This is a genomic window from Georgenia sp. Z1491 (assembly GCF_057652395.1).
The window spans coordinates 2674435-2689620 of record NZ_CM172729.1 but is presented as its reverse complement, the minus strand read 5'-3'; the positions used below and the strand labels follow the sequence as shown (position 1 = coordinate 2689620).

Annotated in this window: 16 protein-coding genes; 11 read left to right on the top strand and 5 right to left on the bottom strand. The window is 74.4% G+C overall.

Annotation, left to right across the window (positions count from 1 at the left end):
• The first annotated feature begins 39 nt into the window (after window positions 1–39).
• Window positions 40–1377 (top strand): histidinol dehydrogenase, encoded by a 1338-nt coding sequence (gene hisD / locus AC24HA_RS12410; RefSeq protein ID WP_425708680.1) that lies wholly within the window; start codon window positions 40–42, stop codon window positions 1375–1377.
• A 63-nt stretch (window positions 1378–1440) separates the two neighbouring features.
• Here hisD and AC24HA_RS12405 read toward each other — a convergent pair whose 3' ends face one another.
• The gene (locus AC24HA_RS12405) at window positions 1441–3594 is read right to left on the bottom strand and encodes a RecQ family ATP-dependent DNA helicase (RefSeq protein WP_425708679.1); all 2154 of its coding nucleotides are present in this window, start codon (window positions 3592–3594) and stop codon (window positions 1441–1443) included.
• A gap of 118 nt (window positions 3595–3712) precedes the next feature.
• On the bottom strand, window positions 3713–4081 hold the full coding sequence (locus AC24HA_RS12400) for a DUF952 domain-containing protein (RefSeq protein ID WP_425708678.1): 369 nt from the start codon (window positions 4079–4081) through the stop codon (window positions 3713–3715).
• A 249-nt stretch (window positions 4082–4330) separates the two neighbouring features.
• Between AC24HA_RS12400 and AC24HA_RS12395 the strand changes: the two genes are divergently transcribed.
• The 10 genes from AC24HA_RS12395 to AC24HA_RS12350 all read left to right on the top strand — a co-directional run bounded on the left by AC24HA_RS12395 (window position 4331) and on the right by AC24HA_RS12350 (window position 12209).
• Window positions 4331–5494: a histidinol-phosphate transaminase gene (locus AC24HA_RS12395; RefSeq protein ID WP_425708677.1), complete on the top strand. Its 1164-nt coding sequence runs from the start codon at window positions 4331–4333 to the stop codon at window positions 5492–5494.
• The gene (gene hisB / locus AC24HA_RS12390) at window positions 5491–6090 is read left to right on the top strand and encodes an imidazoleglycerol-phosphate dehydratase HisB (protein WP_425708676.1); all 600 of its coding nucleotides are present in this window, start codon (window positions 5491–5493) and stop codon (window positions 6088–6090) included. The genes AC24HA_RS12395 and hisB overlap by 4 nt, the downstream gene beginning before the upstream one ends.
• On the top strand, window positions 6087–6854 hold the full coding sequence (locus AC24HA_RS12385) for a hypothetical protein (RefSeq protein WP_425708675.1): 768 nt from the start codon (window positions 6087–6089) through the stop codon (window positions 6852–6854). The genes hisB and AC24HA_RS12385 overlap by 4 nt, the downstream gene beginning before the upstream one ends.
• Window positions 6855–7511, top strand: coding sequence for an imidazole glycerol phosphate synthase subunit HisH (gene hisH, locus AC24HA_RS12380; RefSeq protein WP_425708674.1), 657 nt, complete (start codon window positions 6855–6857; stop codon window positions 7509–7511).
• A complete protein-coding gene (priA, locus tag AC24HA_RS12375; RefSeq protein ID WP_425708673.1) occupies window positions 7508–8329 on the top strand; it encodes a bifunctional 1-(5-phosphoribosyl)-5-((5-phosphoribosylamino)methylideneamino)imidazole-4-carboxamide isomerase/phosphoribosylanthranilate isomerase PriA in 822 nt (273 codons plus the stop codon). Before hisH ends, priA begins: the two co-directional genes overlap by 4 nt.
• Window positions 8326–9129, top strand: a complete 804-nt coding sequence (locus AC24HA_RS12370; protein WP_425708672.1) for an SseB family protein — start codon at window positions 8326–8328, stop codon at window positions 9127–9129. The genes priA and AC24HA_RS12370 overlap by 4 nt, the downstream gene beginning before the upstream one ends.
• A gap of 368 nt (window positions 9130–9497) precedes the next feature.
• Window positions 9498–10589 carry a translation initiation factor IF-3 gene (gene infC, locus AC24HA_RS12365; RefSeq protein WP_425708671.1) on the top strand — a complete coding sequence of 364 codons (1092 nt, stop codon included), beginning with the start codon at window positions 9498–9500 and terminating at the stop codon, window positions 10587–10589.
• An 80-nt stretch (window positions 10590–10669) separates the two neighbouring features.
• Window positions 10670–10864: a 50S ribosomal protein L35 gene (rpmI, locus tag AC24HA_RS12360; protein WP_425708670.1), complete on the top strand. Its 195-nt coding sequence runs from the start codon at window positions 10670–10672 to the stop codon at window positions 10862–10864.
• Window positions 10865–10894: 30 nt separating this feature from the next.
• On the top strand, window positions 10895–11275 hold the full coding sequence (gene rplT / locus AC24HA_RS12355) for a 50S ribosomal protein L20 (RefSeq protein ID WP_425708669.1): 381 nt from the start codon (window positions 10895–10897) through the stop codon (window positions 11273–11275).
• 70 nt (window positions 11276–11345) lie between these two features.
• Window positions 11346–12209 carry a TrmH family RNA methyltransferase gene (locus AC24HA_RS12350; RefSeq protein ID WP_425708668.1) on the top strand — a complete coding sequence of 288 codons (864 nt, stop codon included), beginning with the start codon at window positions 11346–11348 and terminating at the stop codon, window positions 12207–12209.
• A 22-nt stretch (window positions 12210–12231) separates the two neighbouring features.
• Here AC24HA_RS12350 and AC24HA_RS12345 read toward each other — a convergent pair whose 3' ends face one another.
• From AC24HA_RS12345 to AC24HA_RS12335, 3 genes are all read right to left on the bottom strand, one after another.
• Window positions 12232–12777 carry a DUF488 domain-containing protein gene (locus tag AC24HA_RS12345; RefSeq protein WP_425708667.1) on the bottom strand — a complete coding sequence of 182 codons (546 nt, stop codon included), beginning with the start codon at window positions 12775–12777 and terminating at the stop codon, window positions 12232–12234.
• 102 nt (window positions 12778–12879) lie between these two features.
• Window positions 12880–13260, bottom strand: coding sequence for a class I SAM-dependent methyltransferase (locus tag AC24HA_RS12340; RefSeq protein WP_425708666.1), 381 nt, complete (start codon window positions 13258–13260; stop codon window positions 12880–12882).
• A gap of 155 nt (window positions 13261–13415) precedes the next feature.
• On the bottom strand, window positions 13416–15128 hold the full coding sequence (locus AC24HA_RS12335; RefSeq protein ID WP_425708665.1) for an ABC-F family ATP-binding cassette domain-containing protein: 1713 nt from the start codon (window positions 15126–15128) through the stop codon (window positions 13416–13418).
• Between the last annotated feature and the right edge of the window lie 58 nt (window positions 15129–15186).

Sequence of the window (15186 nt, the reverse complement as noted above, 5' to 3'; positions counted from 1 at the left end):
CCCGCGGCACCGCCGGGGCTCGCGCCCTAGGCTGAACGCATGCTGCGTCGAATCGACCTTCGGGGCCGCGCTCTCACGCGCGCCGCGCTGGCGGACACCCTGCCCCGGGCCGCCCTCGACGTCGAGGCGGCGGCCGCCGCCGTCGCGCCCGTCGTCGACGACGTCCGTGCCCGAGGTGCCGCCGCCGTGCGCGATGCGGCCGAGCGCTTCGACGGGGTCCGCCCCGATCACCTGCGGGTACCGGCCGAGGCGCTCGTCGACGCGCTCGACTCCCTGGACCCGGCGGTCCGCGAGGCCCTGTCCCGCTCGGCGGAGCACCTGCGCGCGGGCCACGCCGCGCAGGTCCCGGCCGACGTCACCACCGAGATCACTCCCGGCGGGCTCGTCCACCAGCGGTGGGTGCCCGTGCGTCGCGTCGGCCTCTACGTGCCCGGCGGCCTCGCGGTCTACCCCTCGAGCGTCGTGATGAACGTCGTCGCCGCCCAGGCCGCCGGCGTCGAGGAGCTCGTCGTCGCGTCCCCGCCGCAGGCGGACCGCGGTGGGCTGCCGCACCCGACGATCCTGGCCGCCTGCGCCCTCCTGGGGGTGACCGAGGTCTACGCCGCGGGCGGCGCCCAGGCGATCGCGCTCCTCGCATACGGCGCGGCGGGGGAGGAGGGCACGTCCGACGGCGAGGCGCTCGCCGAGCCCGTCGACGTCGTCACCGGGCCGGGGAACGTCTACGTCGCCGCCGCGAAGCGCCTCGTCCGCGGTGTCGTCGGTATCGACGCCGAGGCCGGCACCACGGAGATCGCCGTCGTCGCCGACGCGAGCGCGGACCCGCTGCACGTCGCCGCGGACCTGCTCAGCCAGGCCGAGCACGACCCGGCCGCCGCCAGCGTGCTCATCACGGACGACGAGGCGCTCGCCGACGCCGTCGAGCGCCACCTCACCGAGCTCGCGGCCTCGACACGGCACCACGAGCGCGTCGCCACGGCCCTCTCCGGTCCGCAGTCGGCGAGCGTCGTCGTCGACGACCTCGACCGTGCCGTGGCGGTCGCCGATGCGTACGCGGCCGAGCACCTCGAGATCCACACCGCCGACGCGCCGGCGGTCGCGCGCCGGATCCGCAACGCGGGCGCCATCTTCGTCGGCGGGTACTCGCCGGTGCCGCTGGGGGACTACCTCGCGGGCTCGAACCACGTGCTGCCCACGGGCGGGACGGCCCGGTTCACGGCCGGCCTGTCGGTCATGGCCTACCTCCGGCCGGTGCAGCTCGTCGAGTACTCCAAGGACGCGCTCGCGGCCGAGGCCCCCTACCTCAGGGCACTGGCCGAGGCGGAGGACCTCCCGGCACACGCGGACGCCGTCAACGTCCGCCGCTTCTCCGGCCGCTGACGGGGGCGGCCGAGCCCGCCGGTCGAGCCGAGCCCCGCTCACCGAACGGCTCCGCGGTCCGCGTCAGCGCACCCCGAGCACGAGCGGCACGACGGCGTCCGCGCCGGCGCGCCTGAGCATCCGCGCCGCGACCGTCAGCGTCCATCCGGAGTCGGTGGAGTCGTCCACGAGCAGCACGCGGCGACCGGGCAGTCCGGCGAGCGCGGCCTCGGACAGCCCCAGCTCGAGGCGGCGCACCACGGAGGCGAGCCTGCTCGCCGAGTTGACGTCGTGCCGACCCGGCTCGGTCCCCGGGGCGGGTGCCAGTGCGCCGACGACGGGCACCCCGAGCGTCTGCGAGACGTGCACGGCCAGGTCGCGCACGAGCTGCGGCCGCGTCGTGGAGTCCACCGCGACGATCCCGGCGACCGGATCGGTGCCGGCCGCCCATGCGGTGAGGGTCTGACGCAGCGGTCCCACGAGGTCGGCGGGCACCGGCCCGTCGCCCGCCGCCGGCCCGAGGGCGGTGCGCAGCGCGCCTGCGAGCCCGACGCCGTCGAGCCGACCCACGGCGACGCCGGTCTCGGCGCGCTCGCCCTCGGGGATCTTCCCGGACAGCTCGACGCCGAGCCGGGCCATCCCGGACGGCCACTGCCTGCGCGGCTCGATCTCGAGCCCGGGACGGTCCAGCCCGGCCCGCGCCTGCTCCGCCGCCCGCTCGTCGACGCCTGACGCCAGCTCCATGCCGCCGCACAGGTCGCACCGCCCGCACCGCCAGCCCTCGGCCAGGTCGGGGTCGTCGAGGTGGGCGCGCAGCACCGCCATCCGGCACTGCGGCGCCTCCAGACGCGCGTAGGCGAGCATCGCCTCGGCCTCCGTGCGCCGCGACTCCTCGACGCGCTCGTAGCGCTGCGCGTCGTAGGTCCAGGGTTGCCCGGTGCTCTCCCACCCGCCGCGCACCCGCTGCACGGCGCCGTCGACGTCGAGGACCTTGAGCATGGTCTCCAGCCGCGTGCGTCGCAGGTCGACGGCCGTCTCGAGCGCGGGCGTGGACTGCACGCCCTGCTCGGCGAGGACGTCCAGCACGGTGCGCACCGACTCCTCGGGCGGGAACGCGAGGGAGGCGAAGTACTGCCAGATCGCCCGGTCCTCGCGCCCCGGGAGGAGCACGACGTCGGCACGGTCGACGGCGCGGCCCGCACGCCCGACCTGCTGGTAGTAGGCCACCGGCGAGGACGGTGAGCCGAGGTGGACGACGAACGCCAGGTCCGGCTTGTCGAACCCCATCCCGAGCGCGGAGGTGGCGACGAGCGCCTTGACGCGGTTGTCCTTGAGGTCCGCCTCGAGCACCTCGCGCTCCGCCGGCTCCGTGCGTCCCGTGTAGGCGCGCACCTCGTGCCCGGCGCTGCGCAGCTGCTCGGCGACGGTGTGCGCGGCCGAGACGGTGAGCGCATAGATGATCCCCGACCCGTCCCAGGCGGGAAGTGCCCCCGCGAGCCAGGCGATCCGCGCCGCGTCGTCCGGCAGGTCGACGACGCCCAGGTGCAGCGCCGGCCGGTCGAGGCTGCCGCGCAGCACGAGCACGTCGTCCGCGCCGCCGAGCTGCTCCGCGACGTCGCGTGTGACGCGCGAGTTCGCCGTGGCGGTCGTCGCGAGCACGGGGACGCCGCCCGGAAGGTCGGCGAGCAGCGTGCGGATGCGCCGGTAGTCGGGACGGAAGTCGTGTCCCCAGTCGGAGATGCAGTGCGCCTCGTCGACCACGACGAGGCCCGCGTCCGCCGCGAGGCGCGGCAGCACCTGGTCGCGGAACTGCGGGTTGTTGAGCCGCTCCGGGCTCACCAGGAGCACGTCCACGGCGCCGCGGGCGATGTCGGCGTGCACCTCGTCCCAGTCCTGGACGTTGGTGGAGTTGAGGGTGACGGCCGTGATTCCCGCCCGCGAGGCCGCCGCGATCTGGTCGCGCATGAGCGCGAGCAGGGGCGAGACGATGACCGTCGGCCCGGCCCCGGCCAGGCGCCGCAGCGCGGTCGCCACGAAGTACACGGCCGACTTCCCCCAGCCGGTGCGCTGGACGACGAGCACGCGCCTCGACCCACCCACGAGCGCCTCGATCGCCCGCCACTGGTCCTCGCGCAGCGCCACGTCGTCGCGCCCCACGAGCGCGCGGAGCACGCCCTCGGCCCGGTCGCGCAGCTCGGTGAGGGCAGGAGCGGTCACGGCGGGGTCGGTCGAGATCATGCCGTCACGCTACGCACGACGCCGGACATCCGCGCCGCCGGTTCCCTGCCGACTGTGGACGCAGCGTCGGCCGCGGCACGTGTGGACCCCGCGGGCTTGCGCGCAGGTCCGACGCCCGTCAGGCGGGAGCGCCCACCACGAGCTCGCCGGCGGCCAGGGCGGCGGGCCGCACCGCCACGACGGCGTCCATCGGGATGGGGCCGTAGATGTGCGGGTACGCGGGCCCGGTGGGGTCGGCGGGGTCCGGTTCCTCGCGGATCTCGAGGCCGCACGAGCGCAGCACGTGCGCGTCGAGCACGAGGACCACCAGCGGCTCGGGGTCGTCCGCGTACAGCGCCGCGGCGACGCCGGCGAGCTGGTCGGGGTAGGAGCCGTGGATGAACCCGACGGACTCCAGCGTCGCGCCGCGGGTCGATACCCGGTACATCCCCGTCTCGCGCGCGTCAGCGAGGTCCGCCGCGTACGCCAGGTGCCAGATGTGCTCCACAGCAGCCAGGCTAGCCGCGCCGTCCGCGCCTGCTCAGGGGGCGAGGCGCACCTGATTCGTGAGACCGGACACCGCTAGCGGGCAAAGGTTGTGCCACGTCTCGATCCGAGCGTGGTCGGCGCCACCCCATGTGCTCCGGCCCACGTCCACGCCCGACCTCGAACCCCACGCCCGACGTCGAACCCCACGCCCGGTCCCCGCGGCTGAGACCGCGTGCCACGCGGGGGCGGGAGTTCCTACGATCGGGTGGTGAGCACGAGCCCGAGCACGAACCCCGGACCACCCCGGCTGCCGCTGCGCCCCGACCTGGCGGGCCTGAGCCCCTACGGTGCGCCGCGCATCGACGTACCGGTGATCCTCAACGTCAACGAGAACCCGTTCTCGCCGGCCCCCGAGGTGGCCCAGGACATCGCGCGCGCCGTCGGTGCGGCGGCGACGGGCCTCAACCGGTACCCGGACCGGGACTTCCCCGAGCTGCGCGAGCAGCTGGCCGCCTACCTCGCGGTCGAGTCCGGGGTCGAGCTGGACCCGGACCAGGTGTGGGCGGGCAACGGGTCGAACGAGGTCCTCCTCCACGTCCTCCAAGCCTTCGGCGGGACGGGCCGGACGTTGCTCACGGCCACGCCGAGCTACTCGATGTACCCGGAGTACGCGCGCGACACCCAGACGTCCTTCGTCACCGTCGATCGCGCCGCGGACTTCACCGTCGACCTCGGGGCCACCAGCGCCGCCCTGGCGGAGCACCGTCCGGCGGTGCTCGTCCTCGCCAGCCCGAACAACCCCACGGGCACGGCGCTGGGCGCCCGGGACCTCGCCGCGCTGCTCGACCACGCGCGGACCACCGGACCGGACGTCGGCGCCCCCACCAGCGGCGACGGCAGCACCACCGCGACCGTCGTGGTGATCGACGAGGCCTACGGCGAGTTCCGTCGCGAGGGCACCCCTTCGGCGCTCGAGCTCCTCGCCGACCACCCGCACCTCGCGGTCGCGCGCACCATGTCGAAGGCCTTCGGGATGGCGGGCCTGCGATTGGGCTACCTCGCCGCGGCCCGCGAGCTGATCGACCACCTGCGCGTCGTGCGGCTGCCCTACCACCTGTCCGCGCTCACCCAGGCGGCGGCGCTCGCCGCCCTCGCGCACCGGGACTCGCTGATGGGTCAGGTCAAGCTGCTGCGCGACGAGCGCGACGCCCTCGTCGACCACCTGCGGGGCCGCGGGCTCGAGGTCGTCGAGTCTGACGCGAACTTTGTCATGTTCGGCCGCTTCGAGGACCGCCATGCGGTGTGGGACGCTCTGGTGGCCAGGGGCGTCCTCATCCGCGAGGTCGGCCCGCAGGGGATGCTGCGCGTGTCGGTCGGCACGCCCGAGGAGAACGACCGCTTCCGGGCGGCGTTGGAAGAGGTGCTGTCATGAGCAGGACGGGACGCGTCGAGCGCACGACGTCCGAGTCACAGGTTCTCGTCGAGCTCGACCTCGACGGCGAGGGGCGGACCGAGATCTCCACGTCGGTGCCGTTCTACGACCACATGCTCACCGCCCTGGGGAAGCACTCGGGGATGGACCTCACGGTGCGCGCCACCGGGGACATCGAGATCGACGTGCACCACACGGTGGAGGACGTCGCGATCAGTCTCGGCCAGGCGCTGCGTCAGGCGCTCGGCGACAAGGTCGGCCTCACGCGGTTCGCGGACGCGACCGTGCCGCTCGACGAGGCGCTCGCCCACGTCGTCGTCGACGTCTCCGGACGGCCGTACTGCGTCCACACGGGCGAGTCCGAGGCTCAGGCGATGCACCTGATCGGCGGTCACTTCACAGGCTCGCTCACGCGGCACGTCTTCGAGTCGGTCGCGCACCACGCGGCGATCTGCCTGCACGTGCGCGTGCTCGCCGGCCGCGACCCGCACCACGTCGTCGAGGCGCAGTTCAAGGCCTTCGCCCGGGCACTGCGCGAGGCGGTGGCGATCGACCCCCGCGTGACGGGCGTGCCCTCGACGAAGGGCGCGCTGTGAGCGTGCCCGGCGCTCCGGAGCGGCTCGCGATCGTGCTCACGCCGTTCGCCCGGCCCGACGTCGTCGCGGCCGCGTGCCGCCAGCTCGGCATGACGGACGCCGTGGCGGTGCCGTCGCGCTCCGGCGTCGTCGTGACCCGGCCGCTGCCGGCGAGGGTGGAGCACACCGACTGGGACATCTCCGAGCTGCTGGGCGACGCCAGCGCGTCCGGCGCGACCGCGTCCGACCCGACGATCCCGGACAGCCCGGAAGCCTTGGACGCTCCGGGCGTTCCGGCCGGCGCAGGTACACCGGAGGCCGGCGGGACCATGGGGACCAGCGAGACCGCCGGCACCCCTGGGGCCACTGGCTCCAACGCGACCAGCCCTGACGCCCCCGCTGCCGACGAGATCACCGCCGACGAGATCACCGCGGACGACGCGGTGACCGCCGCCCACCGGCCCGAGCCGAGCGAGAACGCGGGCGAGGAGCTCGCGACGGCGATGTCGACGATCACGCGCCGCGGCGTCGTGCTCGTCCAGGCCGATCTCGGGGTCGACTCGGGCCTCGAGTCCGGTCTTGCCGGGCACCTGGTCGCCCGCGAGTGGACGGCCGGCGAGCCCGGCAATGACGTCGCGCCGGGCCTGCTGCTGGCGAACGCCGACGACGTCGTCGAGGACATCGTCCTCGGCCGTCGTGCGCCCGACGAGATCCCGGGCGCCGTGCGCGCGATCGACGTCACGGGGCGCGGCCCGAAGCGCCGCCTGTTCGGCCGGGGAGGCTGAGTGGGCACCGACCGGCCCGGCGTCGTCGTCCTCGACTACGGCTCCGGCAACGTGCGCTCCGCCGTGCGCGCCCTCGAGCGCGCGGGCGCCGACGTCGCGCTCACGGCCGACCCGGCCCACGTCGAGGCGGCCGACGGCGTCGTCGTCCCCGGTGTCGGCGCGTTCGCCGCCGTCATGGACCAGCTCCGCGCGGTCGACGCGCCGCGCCTGCTCGACCGGCGTCTCGCCGGCGGGCGCCCGGTGCTCGGCATCTGCGTCGGTCTGCAGGTGCTGTTCGAGGCGGGCACCGAGCACGGTGTCCGGGCCGACGGGCTGGCCCAATGGCCCGGCGAGGTCACGCGCCTGCCCGCGGAGGTCGTCCCGCACATGGGCTGGGCGACGGTGACGCCGCCCGCCGGCAGCCGCCTGTTCGCCGGCGTCGAGCACGAGCGGTTCTACTTCGTGCACTCCTACGGGGTGCTCACCGACCCGGCCGCGCCGTTCGCCGACGGCCGCACCACCCCGCCACAGGTCACCTGGTCCGAGCACGGCGCGCCCTTCGTGGCCGCCGTCGAGAACGGCCCGCTGACCGCGACCCAGTTCCACCCCGAGAAGTCCGGCGACGCCGGCGCGCACCTCCTGCGCACCTGGGTGGACCAGCTCGGAGGATCCCGATGACCACGCCCGACCCGGCGACTCCCGCTCCCGCCCCCGCGGCGCCCACCGCCTCAGCTCCCGGCGACCGGGCCACCTCGTCCACCGGCCAGGCGCCACCGCTCGTCCTGCTGCCCGCGGTCGACGTGGTCGACGGCCGCGCGGTCCGGCTCGTCCAGGGCGAGGCCGGCTCGGAGACGGAGTACGGCGAGCCCGCCGCCGTCGCTGCCCGCTTCGTCGCCGACGGCGCGACCTGGATCCACCTGGTCGACCTCGACGCCGCGTTCGGGCGCGGCTCGAACCACGAGCTGCTCGGCCGGATCGTCGGCGAGCTCGGCGTCTCGGTCGAGCTCTCCGGCGGGATCCGCGACGACGCGTCGCTCGCCCGTGCCCTCGACGCCGGTGCCACGCGCGTCAACCTCGGCACCGCCGCGCTCGAGAACCCGACGTGGACGAGCCGCGTCATCGCCGAGCACGGCGAGAAGGTCGCGGTGGGACTCGACGTCCGCGGGACCACGCTCGCGGCCCGGGGCTGGACCGAGGACGGCGGCGACCTGTGGGACGTGCTCGACCGCCTGGAGGCCGACGGCTGCTCCCGCTACGTCCTCACCGACGTGACGAAGGACGGGACCCTGCAGGGACCGAACCTCGATCTCCTCGCCCGGGTGGCCGCGCGCACCGACGCCCCGGTCGTGGCGTCCGGCGGCATCTCGAGCCTGTCGGACCTCGCGGCCCTGCGCGAGCTCGTGCCGGTCGGCGTCGAGGGTGCGATCGTCGGCAAGGCGCTGTACGCCGGCGCGTTCACGCTCCCCGAGGCGCTCGAGGTGGCGGGTCGGGCATGAGCGAGATCGTCCCCGGGTCCGGCCGGCGCCCGACGGAGCTCTCGGACTCCGCGGGACAGGCGTGGGCGGGCCGCATGCTCAGGGCGAACCCGTTCGCCGGCGACGACGGCTCCGTCACCGAGTCCATGGCGGCTGCCCTGGCACAGACCGACCCGGCACGGCGCATCGTCGACGTCGTGGCCGAGCTGCGCACCGGGCGCGTGCTCGTGCCCGTGGTCGCCCACGACCACCCGGGCCGGGAGGCCGGCGAGGTCGCGCGGCACGAGAAGCAGATCTCCGGCGACGCCCAGGCCGACGCCGTGGCGTCGGCCGCGTCCGTCACCGTGGCGACCCCGGACGGACGGGCCGCGCTCCCGGCCTTCTCGAGCTACGACGCCATGCGGGCGTGGGACCCGGCGGCGCGGCCGGTCCCGGTCGAGGGGACCCGGGCCGCGGCCTCGGCCACGCAGACCCCGGACCAGATCCTCGTGCTCGACCCGGCCTCGGACCGCCCGGTGCTCGTCGGCCGGCCGGCCGTCGGGGCCGTCGCGGCCGGCGAGGACTGGGTGCCGCCCTGGGAGGACGAGGAGCTGCCGACGGCGATCACGTCCGCCCTGCGCGGCTCGTCCGACATCCTCGGCGTCCGGCTCGAGGCGGGCGTGCGGGCCGAGCTGCGGGTGGTGCTCGCGGTACGGCCCGGGTTCGACCGCGTCGGCCTCGAGGCCGAGCTCGCGCGCGTGTCCACCCGGCTGGGCGAGCTCGAGGAGCTGCGCCACCGGGTCGACTCCCTCGAGCTGTACCCGGCGCTCGTCGCCGAGTAGCGCTGCGGCCCGAGCAGCGATCGTCACCGGGCAGCGCTCCGCCCGAGACGCACGGCACGTGCCCCACCACTGGGGCGCGGCGCCGGCTCCTGCTAGAGTGGGTGGCTGACCGGCCGGTACCGTCCGCGGCACCGGCGAGCAAGCGGAGAGATCCCACCTTGGCACCCCTGGGGTACCGGGTATCTGGTCGGGCGGGGCATGGTGTCTCGTCCACGTGCGTAGCTGCGCACACCCAGGCCTCCGCGCTCTTGCGTCGGAGGCCTTTCTCGTGGCTCCTGACGGTCGGTCTCGGCCCATCCACGATCAAGGAGCTCAGCATCAGCGAGACCCGTATCAACGACCGTATCCGCGTCCCCGAGGTCCGACTCGTGGGTCCTGGCGGAGAGCAGGTCGGCGTCGTCCGCGTGGAGGACGCCCTTCGGCTTGCCCAGGAGGCGGACCTCGACCTCGTCGAGGTGGCCCCCGACGCGCGACCGCCGGTCGCGAAGCTCATGGACTACGGCAAGTTCAAGTACGAGTCGGACGTGAAGGCGCGTGACGCCCGCCGCAAGCAGGCGAACACGATGCTCAAGGAGATCCGCTTCCGCCTGAAGATCGACGCCCACGACTACGAGACCAAGAAGGGTCACGTCGTGCGCTTCCTCGAGGGCGGCGACAAGGTCAAGGTCATGATCATGTTCCGCGGCCGCGAGCAGTCGCGCCCGGAGATGGGGATCCGGCTGCTCCAGCGGCTCGCGGAGGACGTCGAGGACCTCGGTTCCGTCGAGTCCGCCCCGCGCCAGGACGGCCGCAACATGACGATGGTCATCGGTCCGCACCGGAAGAAGTCCGAGGCGCACACCGAGCAGCTGAAGAAGCGTGCGGCCGAGAAGGAGGCCCGGAAGGCGTCCTCCGAGGAGCACAAGGGCGAGAAGAAGCAGGCCGAGGCCGCGAGGCCGGCCGCCCAGGCGCCGGCCGCCGCGCCCGACGCCCCGGTCATCGAGGCTCCGGTCTTCGCCAAGGCCCCGCCGTCGGAGCGGACCTCGGCCCCGGCGCGCCCCGCGTCGACGGGTGCCCCGCGCTCGTCGGGCCCGTCGCGCTCGTCGTCGGGCACGCGCCCCGCGAGCTCCGGTCGCCCGTCGTCCGGCTCCTCGCGCCCGTCGTCGGGCACGTCCCGTCCGGCCTCGTCCGCGAGCGGCTCGGCCCGTCCGGCGTCGGGCTCGCCCCGCCCGGCCTCGAGCTCGAGCGGGTCCGCCCGCCCGGCCTCGTCCACGAGCGGGTCCGCCCGCCCGGCGTCGTCGGGCTCGTCGACGACGCCCGCCCCGTCGACCGGCACCACGCCGGCCTCGACGCCCACGCCCGCAGCATCGCCGGCCACCACCGCCAGGCCGGCCGCTGCACCCAAGCCGGGAGCGCCGAAGCCGTCGGCGACGCCCCGGCCGGCCGCGCCGAGGCCGAGCGCCCCCAAGGCGTCGGCCTAGCGTCCAGCAAGGAACGTCCGACGGCCGTCAGGTCCCGGAAGCACAGTTACGTCGCGCGAGGGCGCGACCGAGAGGGAAGCATGCCGAAGAACAAGACGCACTCCGGTGCGAAGAAGCGGTTCCGGGTCACCGGTTCCGGCAAGATCATGCACGAGCGCACGCGCAAGGTGCACAAGTTCGCCGAGCGGTCGCGCCGCCAGGTCCGTCGCCTGTCCAACGACGGCGAGATCACCGGCGGCGACGCCAAGAACGTCAAGAAGATGCTCGGCCTGTAAGGCCTGAGCAGAGGTTGAGGAGCACCTGACATGGCACGTGTGAAGCGGGCGGTCAACGCCCACAAGAAGCGCCGCTCGACCCTCGAGAAGGCATCGGGATACCGCGGACAGCGCTCGCGGCTCTACCGCAAGGCGAAGGAGCAGGTCCTCCACTCGGAGACCTACGCCTTCCGCGACCGCAAGGCGCGCAAGGGTGACTTCCGTCGTCTGTGGATCCAGCGGATCAACGCCGCGGTACGCGCCGACGGCCTGACGTACAACCGGTTCATCCAGGGCCTCAAGGCCGCAGGCGTCGAGGTCGACCGCCGCATGCTCGCCGAGCTCGCGGTCTCCGACCCGGCCGCGTTCTCCGCCCTCGTCGAGGTGGCCAAGAAGGCTCTGCCGGCCGACGTCAACGCGCCGGCGGCCTGACCTGACGCCGAACGGCACCGGTCGCTCCGAGCGCCCGGACACGCTGCTGACCAACCCCCGCTCCGAGCGGGTGCGGAGGGTCGCGGCGCTGTCCGGGCGCTCGTCGCGTTCCCGGTACCGCCAGTTCCTCGTCGAGGGTCCGCAGGCCGTGCGGGAGCTCGTGCGTTTCGCCCCCGGCCGGGTCCGGGACGTCTACGTGGCCCAGGACGCCGCGCTCACGCACCACGACGTCGTCGAGGCGGCGATCGGCGCGGGCCTCCACCTGCACGAGGCGACCGCCGAGGTCGTCCGCGCGATGAGCGCCGACGCGCAGGGCGTGCTCGCGGTCGCCGACGTCGTGGGCACCGAGCCCGCCACGACGCCGGACCTCACCTCCGTTGTCGCGTCCGGTCCGTCCCTGGTCGCTGTGCTGGTCGCGGCCGGTGACCCCGGCAACGCCGGGACCGTCATCCGTTCCGCGGACGCCGCCGGCGCCGACGCCGTGCTCCTGGGTGCGGGCAGCGTCGAGGTGACGAACCCCAAGGTGGTGCGGGCGACCGCGGGGTCACTCTTCCACCTTCCCGTGGTGGGTGGTCTCGAGATCGATGAGGCTGTTGCCGAGCTGCGCGCGGCCGGACTGCAGGTCCTCGCTGCCGACGGCGCGGGGGAGTGGGATCTCGACGAGCTGGCGGACCGTGCCCTGGCGCGGGCGCACGGGCTGCAGCTGTCCGTCGAGGGCGAGCTCGCCGCGACCGACCTGCTGGCGCCCGACCTCGCGGTGCCCACGGTCTGGCTGCTCGGCAACGAGGCGCACGGTCTGACCCGCGCCCAGCGCGAGCTCGCCGACGCCGTCGTCCGCGTCCCCGTCCACGGCCGGGCCGAGTCCCTCAACCTCGCCACCGCCGCCGCGCTGTGCCTCTACGCCAGCGCCCGGGCCCAGCGCCGCGAGGTCTGAGGGCCTCCTCGCGTCCGGCGCCCTACACGAGCGGCGGCGTAGCCCCGACGTCGTAGACGAGCCGGGCGCCTTCGCCCTCGACCCGGACACCCTCGGTCGGCCGGTGCTCGGCGTTCCGTCCGCCCGGCATGAGGTGCGTGACCGCCACGCCGCGCACGAGCACGAGGTGGTCGGCGAGCAGCCGGCGATGGCACCGCCACCACACAGACTCGCTGCACATCACCGCGGTCGTCGCCTCGTTCGCGAGGCCGAGCAGTGTCTCCACGCCGCCGAGGAACTCCGGGGTCTCCATGTGGTCCGCGTAGGCGCGGAACGACTCGTGCCGGAGTGCCACGTGCCGGGTGTCCGGCACCGGTCGACGCCGACCGCCGAGCGCCTTGGCCCAGCGGTACTCGATGCCGCCGTCGGGCACCCACGCCGCCATCTCGGTCCGGCCGAACTGCGGGTTCCTCCGGCTGCCGGGGAACGAGCGGATGTCGACGAGCCGCGTGACGCCCGCTCCGGTCAGCAGCCCGAGCAGCTCCTCAGCACTCTGCCGCCCGTGCCCGACGGTCAGCACACTGGTCATCCGTCCAGGGTAAGCACGGTGGGTGATGGTCTGCCGTGTGATGCCGTGAACCGGAGCGCCTTCACTGGTCGCCGCCGGGAGGGGCGCCCACGCTGGTGGCCGTCAGGAGCGACGTTCCCACTCGATCGTGTGGCGGAAGCCGAGCCGACGCCGCATGCGTGCGCCAGGCAGCACCCGACCGACGACGGCGCGCAGCTCGTCGTAGGGCATCGTCGGCTCGGCGGTCGGGACGTCGTCGTCCAGGTGGTGCAGGACCGCAATCGTGGTGACGACGTCGTACGGCCCGTCCAGCGCGCCGAGCCGCGAGTCGACGATCTGGACGTTCGTCAGCCGTGCACAGCGTTCGGTCGCCTGCCGTCGCATCTCGGCGTCGACGTCGGTCCCCGTGACGTCCCCGACGCGGGCGGCGAGTGTCCGGAGGAGCCGACCCTGTCCGCAGCCCACGTCCAGTGCGCGTGATCTGTTGCGTGGAAGGCGGCGCACGATCCAGGGGTGGAAGTGGTCGTTGTGGCTCCACGGATGTCGGGCGTTGACCGCTGCGAGTGCGCGCGAGACCCGCCGGACGAGGGGATTCGCGGATGCTCGCACGTCGAACCGACGCGATGCCGCGGCGTCACCCCGGGCCGCGTCGTCGTCGCTCATCGCTGGCGAGCGACCCGTCCCTCGTCCCACACGGGCTCCGTGGTCTCGCGCACGGTGCCGTCGGCCCCGAGCACGAGGAACCGGTCGAAGCTCCGGGCGAACCACCGGTCGTGCGTCACCGCCACCACGGTGCCCTCGAACGAGGCCAGAGCCTCCTGCAGGGCCTCGGCCGAGTGGAGGTCGAGGTTGTCGGTCGGCTCGTCGAGCAGCAGCAGGGTCGCGCCGGACAGCTCGAGCAGGAGGATCTGGAAGCGTGCCTGCTGGCCGCCGGAGAGTGAGTCGAAGGTCTGCTCGGCGGACCGCGCGAGCCCGTAGCGGTCGAGCGCCCGCGCCGCGAGATCGCGGGGTCGCCCGGCGCGGTGCTGGTCCCCGCGGTGGAGGATCTCCACCAGCGTCCGGCCGTGCAGCGCCGGCTGGTCGTGGGTCTGGGCGAACCAGCCCGGCCGCACGCGTGATCCGAGGCGCGCCGTACCGGTGTGCGCGACGGGTGGTACGACCGTGTCGCCCACCGGGAGGTGCTCCTTCTCCGGCGTCGTGCCGCCCCCGGCGAGGAGGCGCAGGAGGTGAAACTTGCCCGACCCGTTCGAACCGAGGACGGCCACGCGCTCGCCGAACCAGATCTCGGCGTCGAAGGCGTCCATGAGCGGTCGCGTGCCCGAGGCGTCCCCGGGGTCGAGCAGCGCCAGGGACTCGGTGACGATCGCCCGCTTGGCGGTGCGCCCGCCGACGAGCCGCATCCGTACGTCCTGCTCGATCGACACCCTCTCCGGCGGACCCGCGACCTCGAACCGTTCGAGGCGCGTGACGGCGGCGGAGTACCGGGAGGACATGTCCGAGTTGTATGCGGCCTTCTGCTTGTACATCTGCATGAGGCGGCGGAGCTTCGTGCGCTCCTCCTCCCAGCGCTTGAGCTGCTCGGCAAGGTCGGCGTTGCGGGCCTCGCGGGCCTCGTGCCAGGTCGCGAACGAGGCCGGGTGCGTCCAGGCGAGCGCGCCGGCGGCGCCGGGCTCGAGCGTGACGACGGCGGTCGTCGTGGCCGCGAGGAGCTCGCGGTCGTGGCTGACGAGGAGGACGGACTTCGACGAGGTGCGCAGCCGGTCCTCGAGCCACATCTTGGCGGGTACGTCGAGGAAGTTGTCCGGCTCGTCGAGGACGAGGATGTCGGCGGGGCCGGAGAGCATCGCCTCGAGGACGAGGCGCTTCTGCTCGCCGCCGGACAGCGAGGCGGCGTCGCGCCAGCGCGCCCGCTCGTAGGGGAGGCCGAGCGCCTGTGTGCAGACGGTGTCCCACACGGTCGTCTCGAACTCGTACCCGCCGGCGTCCCCCCAGTCGGACAGGGCCTGGGCGTAGGCCATCTGGGCGGGCTCGTCGTCGATCTCCATGACGGCGAGCTCGGCGTCGTCGAGCGCCTGGGCGGTCGCCCGGATCCGTTCGGGCGCGACGCCGAGGAGCAGGTCCCGCACGGTGGACCCGTCGCCGGCGCGGCCGACGAGCTGGCTCATGTGCGAGATGGCGCCCTGGCGGGTGATCGCGCCGTCCTGCATGTCGAGGTCGCCCGTGACGAGGCGGACGAGCGTGGTCTTCCCGGTCCCGTTCGGCCCGACGAGCGCCACTCGCGCACCGTCCCCGACGGCGAAGCTCACCTCGTTGAGCAGGGGACGCCCGTCGGGCAGGGCGTAGGTGATGCCGGCGACGTCGAGATGGGCCATGCTCAGATCATCAAGCAGGCGGTTCGGTCGGCGCGACTGCTTTGCTGCTCGTGCGGGG